Annotated in this window: 18 protein-coding genes; 8 read left to right on the top strand and 10 right to left on the bottom strand. The window is 64.1% G+C overall.

Annotated elements, in window-relative coordinates:
- Positions 1-138 precede the first annotated feature (138 nt).
- The gene (gene purM / locus AC5ZG5_RS33300; protein WP_456645248.1) at positions 139-1,212 is read left to right on the top strand and encodes a phosphoribosylformylglycinamidine cyclo-ligase; all 1,074 of its coding nucleotides are present in this window, start codon (positions 139-141) and stop codon (positions 1,210-1,212) included.
- Positions 1,209-1,862 (top strand): phosphoribosylglycinamide formyltransferase, encoded by a 654-nt coding sequence (gene purN / locus AC5ZG5_RS33295; RefSeq protein ID WP_028165889.1) that lies wholly within the window; start codon positions 1,209-1,211, stop codon positions 1,860-1,862. The genes purM and purN overlap by 4 nt, the downstream gene beginning before the upstream one ends.
- Before the next feature lie 90 nt (positions 1,863-1,952).
- Here the strand turns inward: purN and AC5ZG5_RS33290 are convergent, their stop codons facing one another.
- Positions 1,953-2,156 (bottom strand): cold-shock protein, encoded by a 204-nt coding sequence (locus AC5ZG5_RS33290; RefSeq protein WP_028165888.1) that lies wholly within the window; start codon positions 2,154-2,156, stop codon positions 1,953-1,955.
- A 372-nt stretch (positions 2,157-2,528) separates the two neighbouring features.
- Here AC5ZG5_RS33290 and AC5ZG5_RS33285 point away from each other — a divergent pair, with 372 nt between their 5' ends.
- Positions 2,529-3,710: an autotransporter outer membrane beta-barrel domain-containing protein gene (locus tag AC5ZG5_RS33285; RefSeq protein ID WP_456645247.1), complete on the top strand. Its 1,182-nt coding sequence runs from the start codon at positions 2,529-2,531 to the stop codon at positions 3,708-3,710.
- Here AC5ZG5_RS33285 and AC5ZG5_RS33280 read toward each other — a convergent pair.
- The 3 genes from AC5ZG5_RS33280 to chrA form a co-directional block, all read right to left on the bottom strand.
- Entirely contained in the window at positions 3,700-4,764 is a 1,065-nt protein-coding gene (locus AC5ZG5_RS33280; protein ID WP_456645246.1) for a LysR family transcriptional regulator, read from the bottom strand. The genes AC5ZG5_RS33285 and AC5ZG5_RS33280 overlap by 11 nt on opposite strands.
- A gap of 125 nt (positions 4,765-4,889) precedes the next feature.
- On the bottom strand, positions 4,890-6,044 hold the full coding sequence (gene rnd / locus AC5ZG5_RS33275) for a ribonuclease D (protein ID WP_130228051.1): 1,155 nt from the start codon (positions 6,042-6,044) through the stop codon (positions 4,890-4,892).
- Positions 6,045-6,777: 733 nt separating this feature from the next.
- Positions 6,778-8,004: a chromate efflux transporter gene (chrA, locus tag AC5ZG5_RS33270; RefSeq protein ID WP_456645245.1), complete on the bottom strand. Its 1,227-nt coding sequence runs from the start codon at positions 8,002-8,004 to the stop codon at positions 6,778-6,780.
- Positions 8,005-8,146: 142 nt separating this feature from the next.
- On the opposite strand from chrA, the gene AC5ZG5_RS33265 reads away from it, so the two are divergent.
- Positions 8,147-8,356 (top strand): hypothetical protein, encoded by a 210-nt coding sequence (locus AC5ZG5_RS33265; protein WP_130228053.1) that lies wholly within the window; start codon positions 8,147-8,149, stop codon positions 8,354-8,356.
- A 199-nt stretch (positions 8,357-8,555) separates the two neighbouring features.
- Positions 8,556-9,107, top strand: coding sequence for a hemerythrin domain-containing protein (locus tag AC5ZG5_RS33260; protein ID WP_245474898.1), 552 nt, complete (start codon positions 8,556-8,558; stop codon positions 9,105-9,107).
- Positions 9,108-9,365: 258 nt separating this feature from the next.
- Here AC5ZG5_RS33260 and AC5ZG5_RS33255 read toward each other — a convergent pair whose 3' ends face one another.
- The 3 genes from AC5ZG5_RS33255 to AC5ZG5_RS33245 form a co-directional block, all read right to left on the bottom strand.
- Positions 9,366-9,869 carry a NuoB/complex I 20 kDa subunit family protein gene (locus AC5ZG5_RS33255; RefSeq protein WP_080663859.1) on the bottom strand — a complete coding sequence of 168 codons (504 nt, stop codon included), beginning with the start codon at positions 9,867-9,869 and terminating at the stop codon, positions 9,366-9,368.
- 17 nt (positions 9,870-9,886) lie between these two features.
- The gene (locus AC5ZG5_RS33250; RefSeq protein ID WP_051396938.1) at positions 9,887-10,090 is read right to left on the bottom strand and encodes a hypothetical protein; all 204 of its coding nucleotides are present in this window, start codon (positions 10,088-10,090) and stop codon (positions 9,887-9,889) included.
- Positions 10,091-10,290: 200 nt separating this feature from the next.
- A complete protein-coding gene (locus AC5ZG5_RS33245) occupies positions 10,291-11,769 on the bottom strand; it encodes a protein adenylyltransferase SelO (protein ID WP_130228056.1) in 1,479 nt (492 codons plus the stop codon).
- A gap of 192 nt (positions 11,770-11,961) precedes the next feature.
- Here AC5ZG5_RS33245 and aspS point away from each other — a divergent pair, with 192 nt between their 5' ends.
- Positions 11,962-13,734, top strand: coding sequence for an aspartate--tRNA ligase (gene aspS / locus AC5ZG5_RS33240; protein ID WP_456645244.1), 1,773 nt, complete (start codon positions 11,962-11,964; stop codon positions 13,732-13,734).
- Positions 13,735-13,737: 3 nt separating this feature from the next.
- On the opposite strand, the gene AC5ZG5_RS33235 is transcribed toward aspS, so the two are convergent.
- Positions 13,738-15,714 carry an aq_1923 C-terminal domain gene (locus AC5ZG5_RS33235; RefSeq protein WP_456645243.1) on the bottom strand — a complete coding sequence of 659 codons (1,977 nt, stop codon included), beginning with the start codon at positions 15,712-15,714 and terminating at the stop codon, positions 13,738-13,740.
- A 259-nt stretch (positions 15,715-15,973) separates the two neighbouring features.
- Between AC5ZG5_RS33235 and AC5ZG5_RS33230 the strand changes: the two genes are divergently transcribed.
- Both AC5ZG5_RS33230 and AC5ZG5_RS33225 read left to right on the top strand, forming a co-directional pair.
- Positions 15,974-18,283 (top strand): NADP-dependent malic enzyme, encoded by a 2,310-nt coding sequence (locus AC5ZG5_RS33230; RefSeq protein ID WP_456645242.1) that lies wholly within the window; start codon positions 15,974-15,976, stop codon positions 18,281-18,283.
- A 160-nt stretch (positions 18,284-18,443) separates the two neighbouring features.
- A complete protein-coding gene (locus AC5ZG5_RS33225; RefSeq protein WP_130228060.1) occupies positions 18,444-18,896 on the top strand; it encodes a DoxX family protein in 453 nt (150 codons plus the stop codon).
- A gap of 113 nt (positions 18,897-19,009) precedes the next feature.
- On the opposite strand, the gene AC5ZG5_RS33220 is transcribed toward AC5ZG5_RS33225, so the two are convergent.
- Together AC5ZG5_RS33220 and AC5ZG5_RS33215 are read right to left on the bottom strand one after the other, a co-directional pair.
- Positions 19,010-19,570, bottom strand: coding sequence for a dihydrofolate reductase family protein (locus AC5ZG5_RS33220; protein ID WP_456645241.1), 561 nt, complete (start codon positions 19,568-19,570; stop codon positions 19,010-19,012).
- Positions 19,571-19,584: 14 nt separating this feature from the next.
- Positions 19,585-20,586, bottom strand: a complete 1,002-nt coding sequence (locus AC5ZG5_RS33215; protein ID WP_456645240.1) for a polysaccharide deacetylase family protein — start codon at positions 20,584-20,586, stop codon at positions 19,585-19,587.
- Positions 20,587-20,598: the final 12 nt, after the last annotated feature.

The following is a 20,598-nucleotide window of genomic DNA, read 5'->3' as shown; positions in this document are numbered from 1 at the left end:
GGCCTGAATTCACGGAAGATTCGGCCCTTTTGGGGGCTGAGCCGGCTGTTATCTACATAGTATACCGCCTGCCGCCTTGCGAGCCATTGCGCGGGGGCGGAATTCCTCGTAACCAGCCGTCTTCAACTGGAATTTTGCATGACCGAGCGCAAGAACGGCCTCACTTACGCGGATTCCGGCGTCGACATCGATGCCGGCAACCGGCTGGTCGATCTGATCAAGCCGATGGTCCGCGCCACCGCGCGCGCCGGCGCGGACGCCGAGATCGGCGGCTTCGGGGGTCTGTTCGACCTGAAGGCGGCCGGCTTCAAGGACCCGGTGCTGGTGGCCGCGACCGATGGCGTCGGCACCAAGGTCAAGATCGCGATCGAGACCGGGCTGCATGACGGGATCGGCATCGACCTGGTGGCGATGTCGGTCAACGACCTCGTGGTGCAGGGCGCGGAACCGCTGTTCTTCCTCGACTATTTTGCCTGCGGCAAGCTCGACCCGGAGGCGACCGCCGCGATCGTCGCGGGTGTCGCCGAGGGCTGCCGCGAATCCGGCTGCGCGCTGATCGGCGGCGAGACCGCGGAGATGCCGGGGCTCTACAAGGACGGCGATTACGACCTTGCTGGGTTTGCGGTCGGGGCCGCCGAGCGCGGGACGCTCTTGCCGCGGCCGGATATCGCCATCGGCGATGCCGTGATCGGCCTTGCTTCCTCCGGCGTTCACTCCAACGGATTCTCGCTGGTGCGTAAGATCGTCGAGCAGTCGCGCGTCAGCTTCGACGCGCCGGCGCCGTTCTCGCCGGTCATGACGCTCGGCGGCGCGCTGCTGGCGCCGACCAAGCTCTATGTCAAATCCTGCCTGCGCGCAATCCGTGAGACCGGGGCGATCAAGGGGCTCGCCCACATCACCGGCGGCGGCTTCACCGACAACATTCCGCGGGTGCTGCCGAAGCATCTGGGCGTCGGTATCGATCTGGCCCGGCTGCCGGTGCTGCCGGTGTTCAAATGGCTGGCGGAAGCGGGCGGCATCGCCGAGCTCGAACTGCTGCGCACCTTCAACTGCGGCGTCGGCATGATCGCGATCGTGAAAGCGGATGCGGTCGAGCGCGTCATGGAGGTGTTCATCGAAAGCGGCGAGACCGTGACGCTGCTCGGTGAGGTGATCCACGCGACCGGCGATCATCGCGTCGTCTACAACGGCCATCTCGATCTTTCGCAATGAAGCGCAAAGTCGCCATCCTGATTTCCGGGCGCGGATCGAACATGGTCGCGCTGATCGAGGCCGCGAAGGCGGAAGACTTTCCGGCCGAGATCGTTGTGGTGATCTCCAACCGCGCCGACGCCGCGGGCCTCGCCAAGGCCAGCGCGAGCGGCATTCCGACCGTCGTCATCGAGAGCAAGCCGTTCGGCAAGGACCGCGCCGGCTTCGAGGCGATGCTGCAGCGTGCGCTCGACGAGAAGAACGTCGAGCTGATCTGTCTCGGCGGCTTCATGCGGCTGTTCACGGCCGAATTCGTGCAGCGCTGGTACGGCAGGATGCTCAACATCCATCCGTCGCTATTGCCGTGCTTCCCCGGCCTCGATCCGCATGGCCAGGCGCTCAAGGCCGGCGTGAAGATCTCGGGCGCAACCGTGCATTTCGTGATCCCGGAGACCGATGCCGGGCCGATCGTGGTGCAGGGCGCGGTGGCGGTCGCCGATGACGATACGCCGGAGACGCTGGCGGCCCGCGTCATCCAGATCGAGCACCAGATCTATCCGGAAGCGCTGCGGCTGCTTGCGGCAGGCCGGCTCAGGCTGGAGGGCGATGTCTGCAAGACCGCGGAGAGCGCAAAGCTATCCGGCACGCTGATTTCGCCCGCGGCGAAATAGTGCAACGCTACATCTGACGCCATAAAGAAATCCCCCCGGGGTGATGCCGGGGGTAGCAATCATGATTGCCTGAGTGGATCGTGATGGAGTCTAGGAGACCTTGAGGTTTTCCGCGGATGCCTTGCCGCGGTTCTCCACCAGGTCGTACTCGATCGTTTGGTTTTCGTTGAGCGTAGAGAGTCCCGCACGCTCAACCGCCGAGATATGGACGAAGACGTCCTTGTCGCCGACGGCCGGCTTGATGAACCCATAACCCTTGGTCGGGTTGAACCACTTGACGGTACCCTTCGGCATCGCCTGTCTCCTCGTCTAGACGTAAAAAAGACGCGGCCACGCTTCGCGCGTGCCACGCCACAAACCGGCTTCCGGCAGTCTGATCAAATTCCGATTCTTAGACTTCAAGGTCACGAAACGCACAGTCGAACGGCCCAATCCGATTGTACCGGCGATTGCAACACGAAAATTGCGGGTTAGCAAGCCTTTGGTGTGCCACGGAAAATCGGTGCTCCGCGGCAACGCCTGTGGCCGATCGACAACAACGTTGCGGCTTCGGGCGAAGTGTGCCGGGCCGCGCGATTGACGGTCCCGGCGAGTTAAGGGCAAATCGGCCGATATCGATCGCTTTTTTCGCATTTTTCAGGCTCGCGTCGTTTGGGAATTAAATACATGCGCTGCTCGTGGCGTCCGTCGCGAGCAAGCTCCGCCGGAGGGGGCCGCGGCCTTGCATGGGCGTTTGCGGCCGCGCTTTGCCTGGCCATCGGCACGATCGGTTCGGCGCAGGCGCAATCGCGGCCGCCGACGATGCCCACACTAACCCCGACTCCACCCCCAGCGCCGAGCCCGACGCCGAGCGTAAGTCCGGCGCCGATCCCGTCGCCGACAGCCAGCATCGTTAACGCCGATCTCGCGGCGGGCCCGGCGATAGCCAATCTTGGCAGCAACTTCCTGGAGCGGATCGGCAACCAGGCGACCAGTGGCTTCAACCGCTTATGGCGGACCAACCCCGGTGGAGGAGGTGCCTCCGAGAGCGTCGAGGCGCCGCGCTTTCGCACCTGGTTCGAGGGCTACGGCATCTCCGCGCGCAACGACGCCGTCGGGGATTTCGTCGGCGACCGCCGCAAGACCTGGGGCGGGGTGGCCGGCATCGGTGCGCGGATCGCCCCAGGCATCAATCTCGGTTTCTCCGTCGACCAGAGCCGCACCGACATCGATGTGCCGCTCGCGCTGCAATCGGCGGCCATCGATCTGAGCCAACTCGGTGCCCACGCCACCGTCGACAAGGGGCCGTGGACCTGGGCGATCGCCGTGGTGCACGGCTTCGGCAACATCCGCTCCAGTCGCGATACCGGTCTTGGTTTTGCCACGACGGGTTACAACGCCAAGCTCGATGGCGCGCTGAGCGAGCTCAGCTATTACTCGGACAAGGACCAGAGCCGAATCGTGCCGAAGGCGAGCCTCGAATATGTCCGCGCCAGGACCGGATCGTTCCAGGAATTCGGCGGCCTCGATCCCGTTTTTGCCAGCGCCGCCACCGTGGAGCGGATGCGGGTGATGATCGGGGCGGAAGTCGGACACTACTGGATCTTCGACCAGAAGGTGTTCGACCTCTCGGCCTATGGCAAGTTCGTCGACAATGTCGCGCAGAACTTTGGCGATGTCACCGTCAGCCTCGGCAGCCAGAGCATCACGCTGCAGGGCATTGCCGAAAGCCAATATGGCGCAGATGCCGGCGCGGCGGCGTCGCTCAGCCTGACCAATACCGCGCGGCTCTATCTCAACTACGACGGCAAATTCCGCGCCGCGATGCAGTCGCACCAGGGCACTGTCGGCGTCGAGTTCAAGTGGTAGTCGCCTCGGTCGGGAAAGGCTTGGGCGCCACGTAGTTCTGCAATCCGAAATGTTCGCGCGATCCCACCATCAGCGGCGTCAATTCGTCGGGATGGATGAATTCGTCGCGGAAGCAGGCATAGACCTTGGGATCGAAGATGCTCTTCAGCCATTCGATCATCAGCGTGTGACGGTCCGAGTGGCGGAACTGGCGATGATAGCAGAGCCATAGATCCAGTTGGTGGTTGACGCCGAGGTCGACCGCGACCAGCGGCGCGCCGAGCGCAATTACCGAGCTCGGCAGGAAGCCGATTCCCGCGCCCTGTTCGACGGCGTAGAGCGCGGCCACGCTGGAATTGGTGGAGATGCCGACGATGCCCTCGAGCGAGTCCACGCCGAGGATCCGCTTGTAGGTGCCGTCGCCATGCGGCACGCCATCCTGCTTGACGATGCGATGGTGCCTTAGCTCGTCGAGCGACGTCGGCAGGCCGTAGGCATCGCAGTAGGCTTTCGAGGCGAAAGCGTGGATGTGCAACCGGCCGATCTTCGTCGCGATCAGTTCGGGATCGCTGGGGCGCTCGACCTGCAGCGAGATGTCCGCCTCCTGCCGCGGAACTTCAGCGCAGTCAGATACGCAACGCAGCTCGACGATGATGTTGCGATAGGTCCGCTCGAACGTGATCAGGCGCGGCAGCACCCAGAAGTTCCCGGGTGCCTCGGTCACCGCGATCCGCACGGTGCCGCTCACCTCCGCCGGCGCCCGCGCGCGCCTGACGATGTTGAGGCTGAGACGCTCCATCTGTTCCACATCGAACAGCAGCGCCCGTCCTTCGCCGGTCAGCGCCAGTTGTGCCTCGTCGCGCGAAAACAGTTGGCAGCCGAGATCGTCCTCGAGCTTGTCGATCTTGCGCATCATTGCGGTTGCCGGCACGCCGAGGACGTCGGCGGCGCGGCTGAAGCTGCGGCTCCGTGCGCAGAGCAGGAACACCCGCAAATCTCCCCACTCAGGGCGAAGCGCGTCTTCAAGTTTCTTGCGCTGCATGGGCGCAGCGCTGCCGACCAGATCATACGGCATACGTTTCTTGTCCCGTGTAAAGGGATGATGCCGCAACCTATGGGATGAAAGTGCACAAAGTGTTGCTTGCGACCTGGAATTTCAACACAAGTCCGCTGGGTTTGCGCACGGCGATAACTGCCCGGCTACTCCTTGGCGCGTTCCACCTTGACCACGCGTCCCTTGTCGATCGCAAGCGCCAGCCGGCCGTGCTTGAGCTTGAGTGCCGCTTCGCCGAATAATTCGCGGCGCCAGCCGTGCAGGGCGGCGACGTCGGCATGATCGTCGGCGGCGATCTGCTCGAGATCGTCGACGGTCGCGATCACCTTGCTTGCGACTGCGTGCCGCTCGGACGTCATCCTGAGCAGCACCTTCAACAGTTCGACGATCGCTGCACCGTTGGAATTGTTGCGCGGCTTCTCGATCTTCGGCAGCTTGGCGAAATCCCGGGCGAGCCCGCGCTGCACGGCGGCAATGATGTCCGTGCCCCATTTCGAGCGCTCAAATCCTTTCGGCAGCGAGCGTAGGTTGGCAAGCTTCTCCAGCGACGTCGGCGCATGCGTTGCGATATCGCCCACCGCCTCGTCCTTCAGCACGCGCGAACGCGGCACGTCGCGACTCTGCGCCTCCTGCTCGCGCCATGCGGCGACCTCGATCAGCACCGCGAGCTCGCGCGGCTTCCGCACCCTGGTTTTCAGCCGCTCCCAGGCGCGCTCTGGATGGAAGTCGTAGGTGCGGGGCGAGGTCAGGATCTCCATCTCCTCGCTGACCCAGTCGTTGCGGCCGCGCTTCTTCAGGTCGGCATCGAGCGCGCTGAAGACGTCGCGCAAATGCGTGACGTCGGAGACCGCGTATTGGGTCTGCTCGGCGCTGAGCGGGCGGCGCGACCAGTCGGTGAAGCGGTGGGTCTTGTCCGGCCGATGGCCGGTGATGCGCTCGACGAGCTGGTCATAGGCGATGCTGTCACCATAGCCGAGCACCATGGCCGCAACCTGCGTGTCGAAGATCGGGTGCGGGATGGTGTTGGCGCGGTGCCAGACGATCTCGATGTCCTGCCGGGCGGCGTGGAATACCTTCAGCACCTGCTCGTTGGCCATCAACTTGAAGAACGGTGTGAGGTCGATGTCGGGAGCGAGCGCGTCGATCACGACGGCCTCGTCCGGGCTCGCCATTTGCAGCACGCAGAGCAGGGGGTAGTAGGTCGTTTCCCGCAGGAACTCGGTGTCGACGGTGATAACGGGGTGGGCGGCCAAGCGGTCGCAGGCCGCCTGCAGTTCCCAGGTGGTGTTAATCAGATCCATGAACAGTCCATGACGCTTCCGACACGCGTTCTGCCGAAAGCGCAGGTATGTCAAGGGGCTTGGCTGCAATTCTGGCCCTGCATAGGCTCAGGTCAGGCCGCGCGGAACAGGCGGCGGACGCCGCGTGGGCGTCGCAGGGCGCGAAAACGGTGGTTGGGCCGCCGCCTTACTCGTGACGACCGTGCCTGGAGGGCCGACGAGCGGCGGGCATTGCGAGCACGACCAGGCAGAGAGCCACCATCGCCATTCCCACGAATTCAAGAGCAAAGGCTTCCATCGGCAATCTCCCTAACAAAGTCGTAAGACTTGTCGGGATCGGGTTGACGGTCTGTTAAGGGATTTGGTTACCGGCCGTCCGCCGCCGCGATGGTGGATGCCGGGTTAATGGCGGGGCCGCGTGACGGTCGCTGGGAGGCGGGCACTGATGTCACCCCTCATGGTGAGGAGCGCACCGGGTCCGCGCAAAGCGCGGCCCGATGGCAGGCTCCGCGCATCTCCGGACGCTGCTTCGCATCGCCTTGAGAACCATGAGGCCCCGCCGGTGGCCTCGCCTTCGAGACGATCGCTTCGCAACCTCCTCAGGGGTGAGGGAATGGCTCGAGTACCCATCCTGCGGCTAACGAATAGTCCGACAGCGTTGGCTGCCAGGCGCACGTAAATATGCCTACATGAATGCCTCACCCTAGAACACGAAGGCGACCGAAATCCTATCCGGGAAAACACCGGTCAAGCGTCACAGGATCGCCGCGCCAATTCCCGCGATGGCGCTGAAGGCGACGACCACGAGCGGCGGTGCGCGCCAGGCGATGAGCAGCACGAATCCGACGAGGGCAATCGCAAAGTCCGTGGGCGTCTGCACCGTGCTGGTCCAGACCGGATTGTAGAGCGCCGCGCCCAGGATGCCGACGACCGCTGCGTTCACGCCGCGCATCATCGCCTGGGCGCCCGCACGTTTGCGAAAGCTGTCCCAGTACGGCAGCGCTGCCAGCAGGATCAGGACGCCCGGAAGGAATATGCCGAACAAGCCGATGAGGGCTCCGGCGATGCCGTGCGGCGACGTTTTGACGACGGCGCCGAGATAGGCGGCGAAGGTGAAGAGCGGTCCGGGGACGGCCTGGGCGGCGCCATAGCCGGTGAGGAATACGTCGTCGCCGACCCAGCCCGGCGTCACCACGGCCTCGCGCAGCAGCGGCAGCACGACATGGCCGCCGCCAAACACGAGCGCGCCGGAGCGATAGAAGGCGTCGAACAAGGCAATGCCCGCGTACGGCCACAGCCGTGCCAGGACCGGCAGGCCGACGAGCAGGATCAGGAACGCCGCCAGTGCGACGAGGGCGGCGGCGCGCGACACCGGCACGGCGAAATGGCTTTCTCCGCTCGGCTGCGCGGCGCGGCAGAGCCATAGTCCGGCCATGCCGCCGAGCAGAATCGCGCCGATCTGCGCTACCGATGATGTGCTGAACAGGATGATGAGTGCGGCGACCGTCGCGATCGAGGCGCGCTCGCGGTCGGGGCACAGCGTCCGCGCCATGCCCCATACGGCTTGAGCTACGATCGCGACCGCCACGAGTTTGAGGCCGTGCACCAGCCCTGTTCCGACCGGTCCGCTCAATGCGCTGGCGCCATAGGCAAACAGCAGGAGCGCGATGGCCGATGGCAGCGTGAAACCCGTCCATGCCGCCAGCGCGCCGCGATAACCTGCGCGCATCAATCCGAGCGAAAATCCGACCTGGCTGCTCGCCGGACCGGGCAGGAATTGGCAGAGCGCCACGAGGTCCGCATAGGATTGTTCGTCGAGCCATTTGCGGCGCTCGACGAATTCGCTACGGAAATAGCCGATATGGGCGATCGGGCCGCCGAACGACGTCAGCCCGAGCTTGAGGAAGACCAGAAGCACTTCGAGCGGCGAGCCCGCGCGCGGAGGTTTGGCCTCGCTGTCTGAAGTCCGCTCAATGTTCATCGTCCAGAATTCCCATCAGACAAGTTCCCGCGCCGGGATCGATGCAGGAACCGCAGTTCTCTTGAACTGTTAGCGCGCCAACCGTGACGCCCGTCCATCGAGTGCGTCGGGCTATCACAACTCAGCACGCAGGAGACTGGTCATGGCAAGTGCCGCCGAACGGGATCCCCGCCATCATACGCAGAAAATGCGAAAGGCGTTACACGACATAAAAACCCACCTTCGCGAGGACATCGCGAAGGTCGATGAACCACAGCTCAAGGCCATGTTCGAGACCTCAGCCGAGGTGATCGGCGGGCTGGAGAAAGCGTTCACGGATTACGAGCAGAAGAACGAAGCGGCTTGGCGCTAGAGCAGGATGACGGCGGGCATCATCCCTGCGAGGAGCCTGTGAGATGAACCGGGATGTCGATATCAGGAAACGCGCTCTGATCACGGGGACTGCCGTGACGGGAATCATCGCGACCGCGGGACTGATCCCGCCGTCACTCGCTGTAGCGCGGTCCAAGGAGGAAAAGGAGAAGACAGAGGTCACGCCGCCGGAAGATTTGATGCGCGAGCACGGCGTGCTCGATCGGGTGCTTCTGGTCTACGAAGCGGGGCTCCGCAAGTTTGCCGCTAAGGAGGATTTCGACCCCTCGGTCATGACGCGCGCTGCCGAGATCGTGCGCGACTTCATCCACAACTATCACGAGGAGTCGGAGGAGCACGCGGTCTTTCCACGCTTCAAGAAAGCCGGAAAGATGGTCGATCTCGTCGACACGCTGCTGATCCAGCACAAGGCCGGGCGGGGTGTGACCGAGACGATCCTCCGAACGGCACCGGGCAGTCGGCAGGATGGCGAGGACCGGCGACAGCTTACCGACTCGGTTCGCGCCTTCATCGCGATGTATCGTCCCCACGCAGCGCGCGAAGACACCGAGCTGTTCCCGATGCTGAGGAGCCTGGTTTCCGCGCATGGGTTCGATGCAATGGCCGAGGATTTCGAGCGAAAGGAACATCAGCTCTTTGGCGACGACGGGTTCGAGATGATGACAAAGCGGGTGGCTGATCTGGAACGACAAACCGGGATCGACGATCTCTCCCAATTCACCCCGCGATGAAACGCGCGCCGCAGTTGCGGCAGATCAATACGAAGTGGGCCAGCGGCACTAGGATATCAATGTAGCCGAACAGCTTGACGGCCAGGTTGTTGAGGTTATGGGGCTCGGCCTCCTAGGCACACCGGGCCCCACCTTAAATCTTCGTAAGATTGAGTGGAGCGAAATCCGTAGGATGGGTAGAGCGAAGCGAAACCCATCATTCGCGGCTTGCTCATCGCGATGGGTTTCGCTTTCGCTCTACCGATCCTACCGCGATTATCATCGTTCGATGGTGCCGGTGCGACGGATTTTCTTCTGCAACAGCATGATGCCGTAGAGCAGGGCCTCTGCGGTTGGCGGACAACCGGGGACGTAGATGTCTACCGGGACGATGCGGTCGCAGCCGCGCACGACTGAATAGGAATAGTGATAGTAGCCACCGCCATTGGCGCAGGAGCCCATCGAGATCACATAGCGCGGCTCCGGCATCTGGTCGTAGACCTTGCGCAAGGCGGGAGCCATCTTGTTGCAGAGGGTTCCCGAGACGATCATCACATCGGACTGTCGCGGTGAGGCGCGTGGCGCGGCGCCGAAACGCTCAATGTCATAGCGCGGCATAGAGACCTGCATCTGTTCGATGGCACAGCAGGCAAGGCCGAAGGTCATCCACATCAGCGAACCCGATCGCGCCCATGTCACGAGGTCATCGAGCGGCGCGACGAAGTAGCCGCGATCGCCGAGGTTATGCTCTACATTTTCTGCCAGTGACAGGGTGTCCAACATACGCGGTCTCCCAACACTCAGGCGGTATGTCCGCCCGGATCGGCATTCTTTGGTGTCTTCTTGGCCCGTTGCGGCGTCATCCTTGCCGGGTCCGGTTGCCCGGGCACTCCGCGCGGACCGAATTGCTGTCGTTGAAGATCATCCTCGGAGAACTCAGGCTCGACGCCGTTCGGCTCGACGCGCTTTATCGGAGTTCCCGGATCGCGATTGCGCTCGTTCATGCCATGCTCCATCGCTGATGGGTGTCGGGCCAACGACGGGAGCGGCGAATTGTTGCTAAGGAAGGCAGGCAAGCTCAGCGCGTCATTCCGGGATGCGCCGTAAGGCGCAGGCCCGGAATCCATTGGACCGCCTGCGCTGGCGGCGAAATGGATTCCGGGCTCGATGCTTGCGCATCGCCCCGGAATGACGGGGAGTCGGCTCACGTCCCGCAAAATGTCTGCAGCACGCGCTGATCCGGCAGCGGCGGCTCGGCGTAAGCTGCGTATTGCGGCTGGTCGTCGTAGGGTTTTGACAGCACCGTCAACAGTTCCTCGAACGGCGCGTAGTTGTCATCGTTCGTCGCCGCCGCAATCACTGCTTCGACGCGGTGGTTGCGCGGGATGAAGGCGGGGTTGACGACGCACATGGCCGAGTGGCGCTCGGACGGCGTTTGTGGCTCGAGGGCAAGGCGTTCCCGCCAGCGCGTGGCCCATTCGTCGAAGGCCTGCGGATCCATGAACTGGGCGCGGACGTTCTCGTCGGCCGATGCATCCAGGGCTGCATCGCCGAGGCGGCGGAAGGTGAGGGTGAAGTCGGCCTGGTTTTTCGCCATGGCATCCAGGAGACCCTCGATCAGCGCCTCATCGCCGTCGCGTTCGCTAAACAGGCCGATCTTCCGACGCAGACCCGCTGCATAGGCGGCGCTGAACTTCTCGGAGAAATCGCCGAGGATGAATTGCGCCTGTTCGATCGCCTTCTCCTGGTCGTCGGAGAACAGCGGCAGCAGGCATTCAGCCAATCGCGTCAGATTCCACAGCGCGATCCGCGGCTGGTTGCCATAGGCGTACCGGCCCATCTCGTCGATTGAAGAGTAGACTTGCGCTGGGTTGTAGTCGTCCATGAAGGCGCAGGGGCCGTAGTCGATGGTCTCGCCCGAGATCGAGGTGTTGTCGGTGTTCATCACGCCGTGGATGAAGCCGACCAGGAGCCAGCGCGCGACGAGCTCGGCCTGGCGGGCGACGACGCCTTCGAGCAAAGCGTGATACGGACGATCCGACTTTGCCACTTCAGGATAATGCCTGTTGATCACGTGATCGGCGAGGGCACGCACGCCATCGGTGTCGCCGCGGGCGGCGAAGAACTGGAAGGTGCCGACGCGCACATGGCTCGCCGCCACACGTGTCAGCACCGCGCCGGGAAGCGCGGTCTCGCGGATCACATGCTCGCCGGTGATGACGGCCGCGAGCGAACGCGTCGTGGGAATGCCCAATGCGAACATCGCTTCGCTGACGATGTATTCGCGCAGGACCGGGCCGAGCGCGGCGCGGCCATCGCCGCGGCGTGAGAACGGGGTCGGGCCGGAACCCTTGAGCTGGATGTCGCGGCGGACGCCGTCCCGGTCAATGACCTCGCCGAGCAGGATGGCACGGCCGTCGCCAAGTTGCGGAACGAACTGGCCGAACTGGTGGCCGGCATAGGCCATCGCGATGGGGTCGGCGCCCTCGGGCAGGCGCTTGCCGGCGAGGATTTCCGCCCCTTCCGGGGTGTCCAGAAGGTCCGGATCGAGCCCGAGTTGAACCGCGAGCGGCCGGTTGAGCTTGATCAGGCGCGGGGCGGCAACCGGGGTCGGCGCGACACGGGCGAAAAAGTTCGCCGGCAGTGCCGCATAGGAGTTCTGGAAGGGGAAATGCACCGTCATAGTGTAAAGATAGGCTCGGGCCCCGATTAGGCAAACACTTCGCGCCATCGGGGCCGAAAATGTCCGGTTCGGGCGCAAATCAGGGCGTTCCCTTGGTTGCCGCACCTCGCGGCCTCGGGTAAACCGACCCCCAAATTCGGGCAGGCCGCTGGCCGCCCGATTCGAACCCTCCGACATCTGTTTGGGAAGTCCATGCATCGCTACCGGTCACATACATGCGGCGCGCTCCGCGAGAGCCACATCGGCGAGACGGTCCGCCTTTCCGGTTGGGTCCATCGCGTTCGCGACCATGGCGGCGTGCTGTTCATCGACCTGCGCGATCATTACGGCATCACGCAATGCGTGGCGGACCCGGATTCGGCGGCGTTCCACGATGCCGAAAAGCTGCGCTCGGAATGGGTGGTGCGGATGGACGGCAAGGTCCGCCGCCGCCCCGAAGGCACCGACAACCCGGAACTTCCGACCGGGCAGGTCGAGATCTATGTCAGCGAGATCGAGGTGCTCGGCCCCGCCGCCGAGCTGCCGCTGCCGGTGTTCGGCGAACAGGAATATCCTGAAGACATAAGGCTTAAGTACCGTTTCCTCGATCTGCGTCGCGAGAAGCTGCACCAGAACATCATGACCCGCGGCGCGATCGTCGATTCCATGCGCAAGCGGATGAAGGAGCAGGGGTTCTTCGAATTCCAGACGCCGATCCTCACCGCATCCTCGCCGGAGGGCGCGCGCGACTTCCTGGTGCCCTCGCGCATCCATCCCGGCAAGTTCTACGCGCTGCCGCAGGCACCGCAGCAGTACAAGCAATTGATCATGATGTCGGGCTTCGATCGCTACTTCCAGATCGCGCCCTGCTTCCGCGACGAGGATCCGCGCGCCGACCGCCTGCCGGGCGAGTTCTACCAGCTCGACGTCGAAATGAGTTTTGTGACTCAGGACGACGTATTTGCGGCGATGGAGCCGGTCATCACCGGCGTGTTCGAGGACTTCGCCAAGGGCAAGCCGGTCACCAAGAACTGGCCGCGGATTCCATTTGCTGAGGCGATCCGCAAATACGGCACCGACAAGCCCGATTTGCGCAACCCGATCGTGATGCAGGAAGTCTCCGAGCACTTCCGCGGCTCCGGCTTCAAGGTGTTCGCGCGGATGCTGGAAGACCCGAAGAACCAGGTGTGGGCGATTCCGGCCAAGGGCGGCGGCAGCCGCGCGTTCGCCGACCGCATGAACTCCTGGGCGCAGGGCGAGGGCCAGCCGGGCCTCGGCTACATCTTCTGGCGCGAAGGCGGCGAGGGCGCGGGCCCGCTTGCGAACAACATCGGTCCCGAACGGACCGCTGCGGTCCGTGAACAGCTCGGCCTGCAGGAAGGCGACGCGGCATTCTTCGTCGCCGGGGAGCCCGACAAGTTCTGGAAGTTCGCCGGCCTTGCGCGCACCAAGCTCGGCGAGGAATTGAACCTGATCGACAAGGACCGGTTCGAGCTCGCCTGGATCGTCGACTTCCCGATGTATGAGTACAACGAGGAAGACAAGAAGGTCGACTTCTCGCACAACCCGTTCTCGATGCCGCAGGGCGGATTGGAAGCGCTGCAGACGCAGGATCCGCTGACCATCAAGGCCTTCCAGTACGACATCGCCTGCAACGGCTATGAGATCGCCTCCGGCGGCATCCGCAACCACAAGCCGGAAGCGATGGTGAAGGCGTTCCAGATTGCGGGCTATGGCGAAGAGGATGTGGTCGAGCGCTTCGGCGGCATGTACCGCGCGTTCCAGTACGGCGCGCCGCCGCATGGCGGCATGGCGGCGGGGCTCGATCGCATCGTGATGCTGCTCTGCGGCACCACGAATTTGCGCGAGATCTCGCTGTTCCCGATGAACCAGCAGGCGGTCGATCTCCTGATGGGGGCGCCGTCGGAAGCCACGACGAAGCAGCTCCGCGAACTTCATATCAGGGTGAATTTGCCCAATAAGTGATGCTCAGAGTCCCGTCGAGGCCTCGACCTGGAATTGCGCGAGCGCGATCAGCGGCTCGGTCTTGAGGAGCTGAACGAGCTGAAGCCCCAACACCTTGCCGCGGGGCGTCAGTTTGATGATCAGCGTTTGTCCGGGACTGTCGACAAAGCGGACCACGGCGTCCACCGCGGCGGCGGCATCGGGATTGGCGGCGACGGCTTGGCCAAACGCCTTGATCTGGTCGATGATGGCGTCTCTCGCCGCCTCGCGACTGACATTCTGAGCTCGGGCATATTGCGCGACGATCAGATCGACGCAGCCACCGTCGCGCAAGCTGAGCTCGATGGCTCCGGCCTCAATCTGGCCGGCGAGGCTCGCCGCTTGCATCGGATCGGTGGAGAACACGGCTCGCGGCACATTGGCGAGCGCAACGCGGGCGGACGCCTTCAGCAGGTTGCCGATTTCGAGGCTTGCGGGCGCGAGCACGAAGGCGCCGGACTGTTCGGTCCAGCCCGCGCCGAGATCCAGGGCGATGGCCGCCCGGTCGATGCCGGCCGCCACAAGCGGCTGCATCGCCGGATCGGTCCCGTCTACGGGCACGTTCAGCTTCGCCACCAGATGCGCCTTGCTTGGGACGGGGCCGACGAACTGGCCCCAGCCCAGGCTGATGGTGTCGATATTGACGAGCTTGTCGGTGTCGCGGAAGGGCGTGGCCGCGCCCTTGACCTCGATGCCTTCGAGCACCCTGAACAGACCGAAAATTTCATCCGGCGTGGTCCTTGGCTCGGCGTTGGCGCGCGCCGCGAAGCGCATCAATTGCGGGATGTCGAAGGAATTCAGCGCAAGACGGTCGAACCTGAACGGCCCCTTTGGCGTCTCGACGTCCAGGCCCTCAAGCGCCAATTGGCCGCGGCCGTTTTCCAGATTGGCGCGGATCGCCGCCAGCTTGAAAGGCCCCTGCGGCGTCAGCATCGTGTGTCCGCGCAATTCCGCATTGCCGATGCGGATGCCCTCATAGACGTCAGCCATCTTCGCCATGATCTGGCGCGCCTGAGCCTGGGTCGGAGGGCCGGCTCCGGGCTGCGGCATCAGCGCGAGGATCGCCGCCAGTTGCAGCTTTGACGGCCGCACGGCGATATCGTCGACCGTGATGCTGTCGATCTGCGCCCGCATGCCCTGGTCGGTGGCCAGCACATAGGGGCCGGCCGAGACTTGCCGGTAGATGCGGTGATAGCTGTCGTCGTTCGACCTCCCGGGATCGAGCACGGTGCCGGCCGCAGCGGCGTCGAAATCATGGGCGACGAGATTGGAGAGAGTGCCGGTCAGTTTCGCGCGCTTGCCCGCCTGCGGCGTGTTCACCGTGAAGGCGAAGCTGTCCGCCTCGGTGCTGGCGACCTTGCCATCCCTGATGTCTTGTAGCGCAACGCCCGAATAGGCGAACTCGCCACCATCAGGCGTCGCCGCGCCACCATTGATCGTGCCGGTCACCGACGGGATTATGACCGATGAGGCCGCAACCGCAGTGAACTGCTGGAGCGCAAAGCGATAGATGTCGAGCAGGGATTCGGAGGCCGGCAGTTGCGCCGGGGTGGAGGGGCCGGAATAATCCTTCACCGTGAAGCGCGGCACCTTGTAGGTCACCCTGGCGGGGACCTTGTCGGTCACCTCGGTTGCCAGCTCGATATCAGCCAGCTCGATGCTCTCCGCGGAGACGCGGGTCCGGTCGGGCTGGCGGACACCGGTGGCGGTCAGGCTCGCGATCCTTAAGCGCGCCGGTGGCTGCGCCGCCGATTCGCCCACGATGTCCACGACCGTGACGGTGCGCGCCAGCATATCCACCGTCACCTTGCCATGGCTGGCCTTGCCGCCGGCGGCGCGCACCTGCGCGAAGGCGGCCTCGATGCCGCTGGTCATGCGATGCTGCACGTAGAGATTGAAGCCGAGCAGGCCGGCGGCGGCGACCACGACCGCGGCGATCAGGCCGATCAAAATCCGTATCATCCGGTCAGCTCCGAATTACCGATCATCCCGGGGACAAATTGCCATGTTCTCAAGGGGATGACCGGAGAAGGAAAGGGCGGTATGGCTTCAAATATTGCGCAACCGGGCGGCTGTTGACGGGAGTGCGATCCGATGTTGCATCGAGGGGGCCCGGCGTGCTTCACATCCGGCTCCATCTGCCGGACAACTGGCCTTGTTAGACTGCATAGAACAAGACTTGCATAGAATAAGAGCTTGAGGCCGGAAACGCGAGAGTACGATGTCATCCTCTTCTGAAGATCTCCATTCGGCGGCGCTGGCCTATCACCGGCTGCCGCGACCGGGCAAACTCGAAATACAGGCGATCAAGCCGCTCGCCAACCAGCGCGACCTGGCGCTCGCCTATTCGCCCGGCGTCGCCGCCGCCTGCACCGAGATCGCAAACAACCCCGCCGAGGCGGCCTCGCTGACGGCGCGCGCGAACCTGGTCGCGGTGGTCAGCAACGGCACCGCGGTGCTTGGGCTCGGCAATATCGGCCCGCTGGCCTCGAAGCCGGTGATGGAAGGCAAGGCGGTGCTGTTCAAGAAATTCGCCGGCATCGACGTGTTCGACATCGAGATCAAGGCCGACACGATCGAGCGCGTGGTCGAGACGGTGGCGGCGCTGGAGCCGACCTTCGGCGGCATCAATCTGGAGGACATTCGCGGGCCGGAGTGTTTCGAGATCGAGGCGCAGCTCAAGGAGCGGATGAAGATCCCGGTCTTCCATGACGACCAGCACGGCACCGCGATCATTGTCGGGGCTGCGATCGTCAACGCGCTGCTGCTGAACGGCAAGAAGCTGTCCGAGGTGAAGATCGTCTGCTCCGGCGCGGGCGCGGCTGCGATCGCTTGCCTCAATCTGCTGGTGTCGATGGGGGCGCAGCGCAAGAACATCTGGGTCTGCGACATTGACGGCGTCGTCCATGAGGGCCGCAACACCTCGATGGACCGCTGGAAGGCGCTCTATGCGCAGAACACGGATGCGCGGGTGCTGGCCGACGTGATCGGCGGCGCCGACATCTTCCTCGGCCTCTCGGCGCCGAATGTGCTGAAGCCGGAAATGGCAAAGCAGATGGCGGAGAATCCGCTGATCATGGCGCTCGCCAACCCGGTGCCGGAGATCATGCCGGACGAGGCGCGGAAAGCGCGCCCCGACGCCATGATCTGCACGGGACGTTCGGACTTCCCGAACCAGGTCAACAACGTCCTGTGCTTTCCCTTCATCTTCCGCGGCGCGCTCGACGTCGGTGCGACCGCGATCAACGAGGCGATGAAGCATGCGGCGGTCGACGCGATCGCGCAGCTCGCGCGCGATCCGCCCTCGGATGCGGTCGCGTCGCGCTACGACACCGGTGAGACGCAGGGTTTCGGGCCCGGCTCGCTGATCCCAAGCCCGTTCGACCCGCGCCTGATCCTGCGCATTGCGCCGGCGGTGGCAAGGGCGGCGATGGAATCGGGCGTAGCGACACGGCCGATCAAGAATTTCGACGAATACACCGCGCTGCTCGAGCGCTTCGCCTTCCGCTCCGGCCTCGTCATGAAGCCGATGTTCGCCAAGGCCAAGACGCAGCCGGTGCGCGTGATCTACGCCGAAGGCGAGGACGAGCGCGTGCTGCGCGCCACGCAAGTGGTGCTGGAAGAGAAGCTGGCGCGGCCGATCCTGGTCGGGCGGCCCTCGGTGGTGGAAGCCCGCATCAAGCGGTTCGGCCTTGCGATCCAGGCCGGCAAGGATTTCGACCTCGTCAACCCCGAGGACGATCCGCGCTATCGCTCCTATGTGCAGTCCTATATCGAGGTCGCCGGCCGGCGCGGCGTGACGCCGGATGCGGCACGCACGGTGGTGCGCACAAACAACACTGTCATCGCGGCACTCGCGGTGGTGCGCGGCGAGGCGGATGCCATGCTGTGCGGCGTCGAGGGCCGCTACATGAGCCATCTGCGCCACGTGCGCGAGATCATCGGCTTCCTGCCTGGGGTCAGCGACTACGCGGCGCTGGCGCTGATGATCTCGACCAAGGGCGCCTATTTCATCGCCGATACGCAGGTACGGCCGAATCCCAGCCCGGAAGAGCTGTCGGAGATGGCCTCGCTCGCGGCGATCCACGTCCAGCGCTTCAACTTCAAGCCCAGGGTCGCGTTCGTGTCGCATTCGGATTTCGGCAGCTACGACACTGAATCCTCGCGCAAGATGCGGCGCGCCACGCAGCTCCTTAAAGAAAAGCATCCGGAGATCGAGGCCGACGGCGAGATGCAGGGCGACACCGCGCTGTCCAAGGCCGTGCGCGACCTGGTGCTGCCGGCATCGAAGCTGGAAGGCGAGGCCAACATCCTGATCATGCCGAATCTCGATGCGGCCAACATCGCCTACCAGATGATCAAGTCGCTCGGAGACGCGCTTCCCGTCGGCCCGATCCTGATAGGCCCGGCGCGGCCGGCGCATATCCTCACGCCGTCGGTGACGGCGCGCGGTGTCCTCAACATGACGGCGGTCGCCGCGGTCGAGGCGCAGGAGCGTGCGGGCCGCGCGCAGCCGACCTTGTTCGGCTAGAGCATGATCCGAAAAGCTCCTGCTCAAACAAGAAGATGAGATCATGATCCGATTCATCGGATCATGATCTTGGCGGAGACGAATTCGAATTGCTCGCGGCAGGCGGAACGACCATAATCGTTCCGGGCTCGGTTCACGACTGCGATCAATGGGGACGACTATGCCGGGGTTCATTGCTTTCGGACGAGTTTTGTTCGCCGTCCTGTTCATCTATTCGGGAGCAACCAAGCTGTTGGCGATCCAGGCGACCGCGGATTCCTTCGCAGCCAAGATCACCATTCCCGAGATTGCAGCGCCCTATGCGCACCAGCTTGAAACCTTGGCGGCAATGCCGATCATGCAGTTGATCGCGATTTCGGTCGGCGTGTTCGAAGTCATCGCCGGCCTGATGATCGCATTGAACTGGCTGGTGCGATTCTTCTCGATCCTGCTCATCATCCTGGTGGTCGGCGCGACCTTCTACTTCCACGATTTCTGGAATCAGCCGGCGCCTGACAACGCCCACACGCTGATGGAGGCGCTGAAGAACCTGTCGATCATCGGCGCGCTGTTCATCCTCGCCGGCTACGGCCGCACGCCGCGGAGCACTGAGGCAGCTTACGGTGATGCGTGAGAGACTTGTAGCCCGGGTGGAGCGGAACGCGTAACCCGGGATGGCGGTATCCGTATTTGCGAGCGGCGCCGGGTTATGCTGGCGCTGGCGCTTCCACCCGGGCTACGGCAGCCTCACGCTGTGTCGCGCCGCCACGGCGTGACGGTGACGCCTTGGTTCGCATCGAGGATTTGCGGCTCGCCCGGCTTCAATCCGTGGGATGCAAGGATCTGCTGCGGCGAGCGGGCAGGGACGCCGGGAAAACAGGGTTCTCCGTCCGGCAGGTTCACCCCCGGCGCCTGCGACAGCCAGAACGTGTCGTAGCGGTCCATGAACATATCGAACACTGAAGGACCGCCGATGATCGCGACAGTGCCGGAGGTGACACCCGCTTGCGCGCTCGCCGTCTCGAACGAGGCGCCGGCGGGATTCCAGAGCGTAGCTTTCGGATTCGCGGGATCGGCCGCGATGGCGGGGACCTTGCGCGTCACGATGATGCGTTTTCGCTGTGGCGAGTTCGGCTGGTCTTCGTAGGAATTGCGGCCATGCACGATCAAGTCGGCACGGTCGAGGGCGGCGGAGAAGAATCTCTTGTCGCCCTCGAATTTCAATTCGTTCGGCATCACATTATTTGCGTTCGCCAGCCGGCCATCGGCGGAGACAATCACATAGCCTTCGAAACGCAACGCCGGCACGACGACTCGGGAGGCTATTCGTTGACCGTCGTCACGACGCTGTTGACCGGCCGTGCGCTCACCGTCGGCAGCTTGGCGTCCTTGGCCAGCTCTTCCTCATATTTCGGCAGCACCTGCACCGGGGATTTGGCGCGCATTGCGACGACCTTGTAGCCGCCGGCCTTCAGCCGGCTCAACAATTCGGGCAGGGCTTCGGCGGTGTGCTTCTGGAAGTCGTGCATCAGGATGATGCCCTTGCCGAGCTTGTCGACCTTCTTCATCACGGTGTCGATCACCGTCTGCGGCTTGCTCGCCTTGAAGTCGAACGAGTCGAGGTCGCAGGAGAAGATGGCGACGTTGCGGGTGCCGAGATAGGTCACCATTTCGGGCGGATGCTGCAGCGCCGGGAAGCGGAAGAATGGTGAAGGCGAGACGCCGAGCGCCCATTTGACCGCGGCGAAGCCCTTCTCGATCTCGTCCTTGCGCTGGTCTTCAGTCAGCTTCTTGTTGTTCAGGTTGGCATGCGACCAGGTGTGCGCGCCGACGGTGTGGCCGGCGTTGTAAACCTGCTTGAGGATCTCGGGATGGTAGGTCGCGTGCTTGCCGATCGGGAAGAAGATGCCGGTGGTGCATTCGTCCGCCAGCGCCTTCAGCACGGCGGGCGTGTTGTTCGGCCACGGGCCGTCGTCGAAGGTGAGGACCACCTCGTGGTCGCGCAGGAAGTCGAGCTGCTTGAAATGCTCGAAGCCGAAGCCGGGTCCGCCTGTCGTGTCGATCTCGACCGTGCGGCCGACGCCGAGCGCGTTCGGATTGTTGCAAGCGGCGCGTGCTGGCTGCGGTGGCTGTGCGGGGGCGGCCGCAGGAACCGGCGCAGGCGCTGCCTGCGGAGTGGCCGCCGGCTGCGCGGGCGCCGGAGCGGCGTTCGCGCCTTTGGCGACGGGAGCACCTTTGACCGTTGGGGGAGTCTGCGACCAAACCGCGGTGGACGAGAGCAGCGAAACTGCGCCCGCCAAAATCAGACCTGCCGCAATGCGCATGGCTGTGTTCCC

The organism is Bradyrhizobium sp. Ses1 (assembly GCF_059512365.1).
Note: the sequence above shows the minus strand (reverse complement) of the source record. Positions and strands in the feature narration are given on the sequence as shown.

What these genes read in the sequence shown, in the direction of transcription:
- purM (WP_456645248.1), top strand. Translation starts at nt 139, where the DNA reads ATGACCGAGCGCAAGAACGGCCTCACTTACGCGGATTCCGGCGTCGAC.
- purN (WP_028165889.1), top strand. Translation starts at nt 1,209, where the DNA reads ATGAAGCGCAAAGTCGCCATCCTGATTTCCGGGCGCGGATCGAACATG.
- AC5ZG5_RS33290 (WP_028165888.1), bottom strand. Translation starts at nt 2,156, where the DNA reads ATGCCGAAGGGTACCGTCAAGTGGTTCAACCCGACCAAGGGTTATGGG.
- AC5ZG5_RS33285 (WP_456645247.1), top strand. Translation starts at nt 2,529, where the DNA reads ATGCGCTGCTCGTGGCGTCCGTCGCGAGCAAGCTCCGCCGGAGGGGGC.
- AC5ZG5_RS33280 (WP_456645246.1), bottom strand. Translation starts at nt 4,764, where the DNA reads ATGCCGTATGATCTGGTCGGCAGCGCTGCGCCCATGCAGCGCAAGAAA.
- rnd (WP_130228051.1), bottom strand. Translation starts at nt 6,044, where the DNA reads ATGGATCTGATTAACACCACCTGGGAACTGCAGGCGGCCTGCGACCGC.
- chrA (WP_456645245.1), bottom strand. Translation starts at nt 8,004, where the DNA reads ATGAACATTGAGCGGACTTCAGACAGCGAGGCCAAACCTCCGCGCGCG.
- AC5ZG5_RS33265 (WP_130228053.1), top strand. Translation starts at nt 8,147, where the DNA reads ATGGCAAGTGCCGCCGAACGGGATCCCCGCCATCATACGCAGAAAATG.
- AC5ZG5_RS33260 (WP_245474898.1), top strand. Translation starts at nt 8,556, where the DNA reads ATGCGCGAGCACGGCGTGCTCGATCGGGTGCTTCTGGTCTACGAAGCG.
- AC5ZG5_RS33255 (WP_080663859.1), bottom strand. Translation starts at nt 9,869, where the DNA reads ATGTTGGACACCCTGTCACTGGCAGAAAATGTAGAGCATAACCTCGGC.
- AC5ZG5_RS33250 (WP_051396938.1), bottom strand. Translation starts at nt 10,090, where the DNA reads ATGAACGAGCGCAATCGCGATCCGGGAACTCCGATAAAGCGCGTCGAG.
- AC5ZG5_RS33245 (WP_130228056.1), bottom strand. Translation starts at nt 11,769, where the DNA reads ATGACGGTGCATTTCCCCTTCCAGAACTCCTATGCGGCACTGCCGGCG.
- aspS (WP_456645244.1), top strand. Translation starts at nt 11,962, where the DNA reads ATGCATCGCTACCGGTCACATACATGCGGCGCGCTCCGCGAGAGCCAC.
- AC5ZG5_RS33235 (WP_456645243.1), bottom strand. Translation starts at nt 15,714, where the DNA reads ATGATACGGATTTTGATCGGCCTGATCGCCGCGGTCGTGGTCGCCGCC.
- AC5ZG5_RS33230 (WP_456645242.1), top strand. Translation starts at nt 15,974, where the DNA reads ATGTCATCCTCTTCTGAAGATCTCCATTCGGCGGCGCTGGCCTATCAC.
- AC5ZG5_RS33225 (WP_130228060.1), top strand. Translation starts at nt 18,444, where the DNA reads ATGCCGGGGTTCATTGCTTTCGGACGAGTTTTGTTCGCCGTCCTGTTC.
- AC5ZG5_RS33215 (WP_456645240.1), bottom strand. Translation starts at nt 20,586, where the DNA reads ATGCGCATTGCGGCAGGTCTGATTTTGGCGGGCGCAGTTTCGCTGCTC.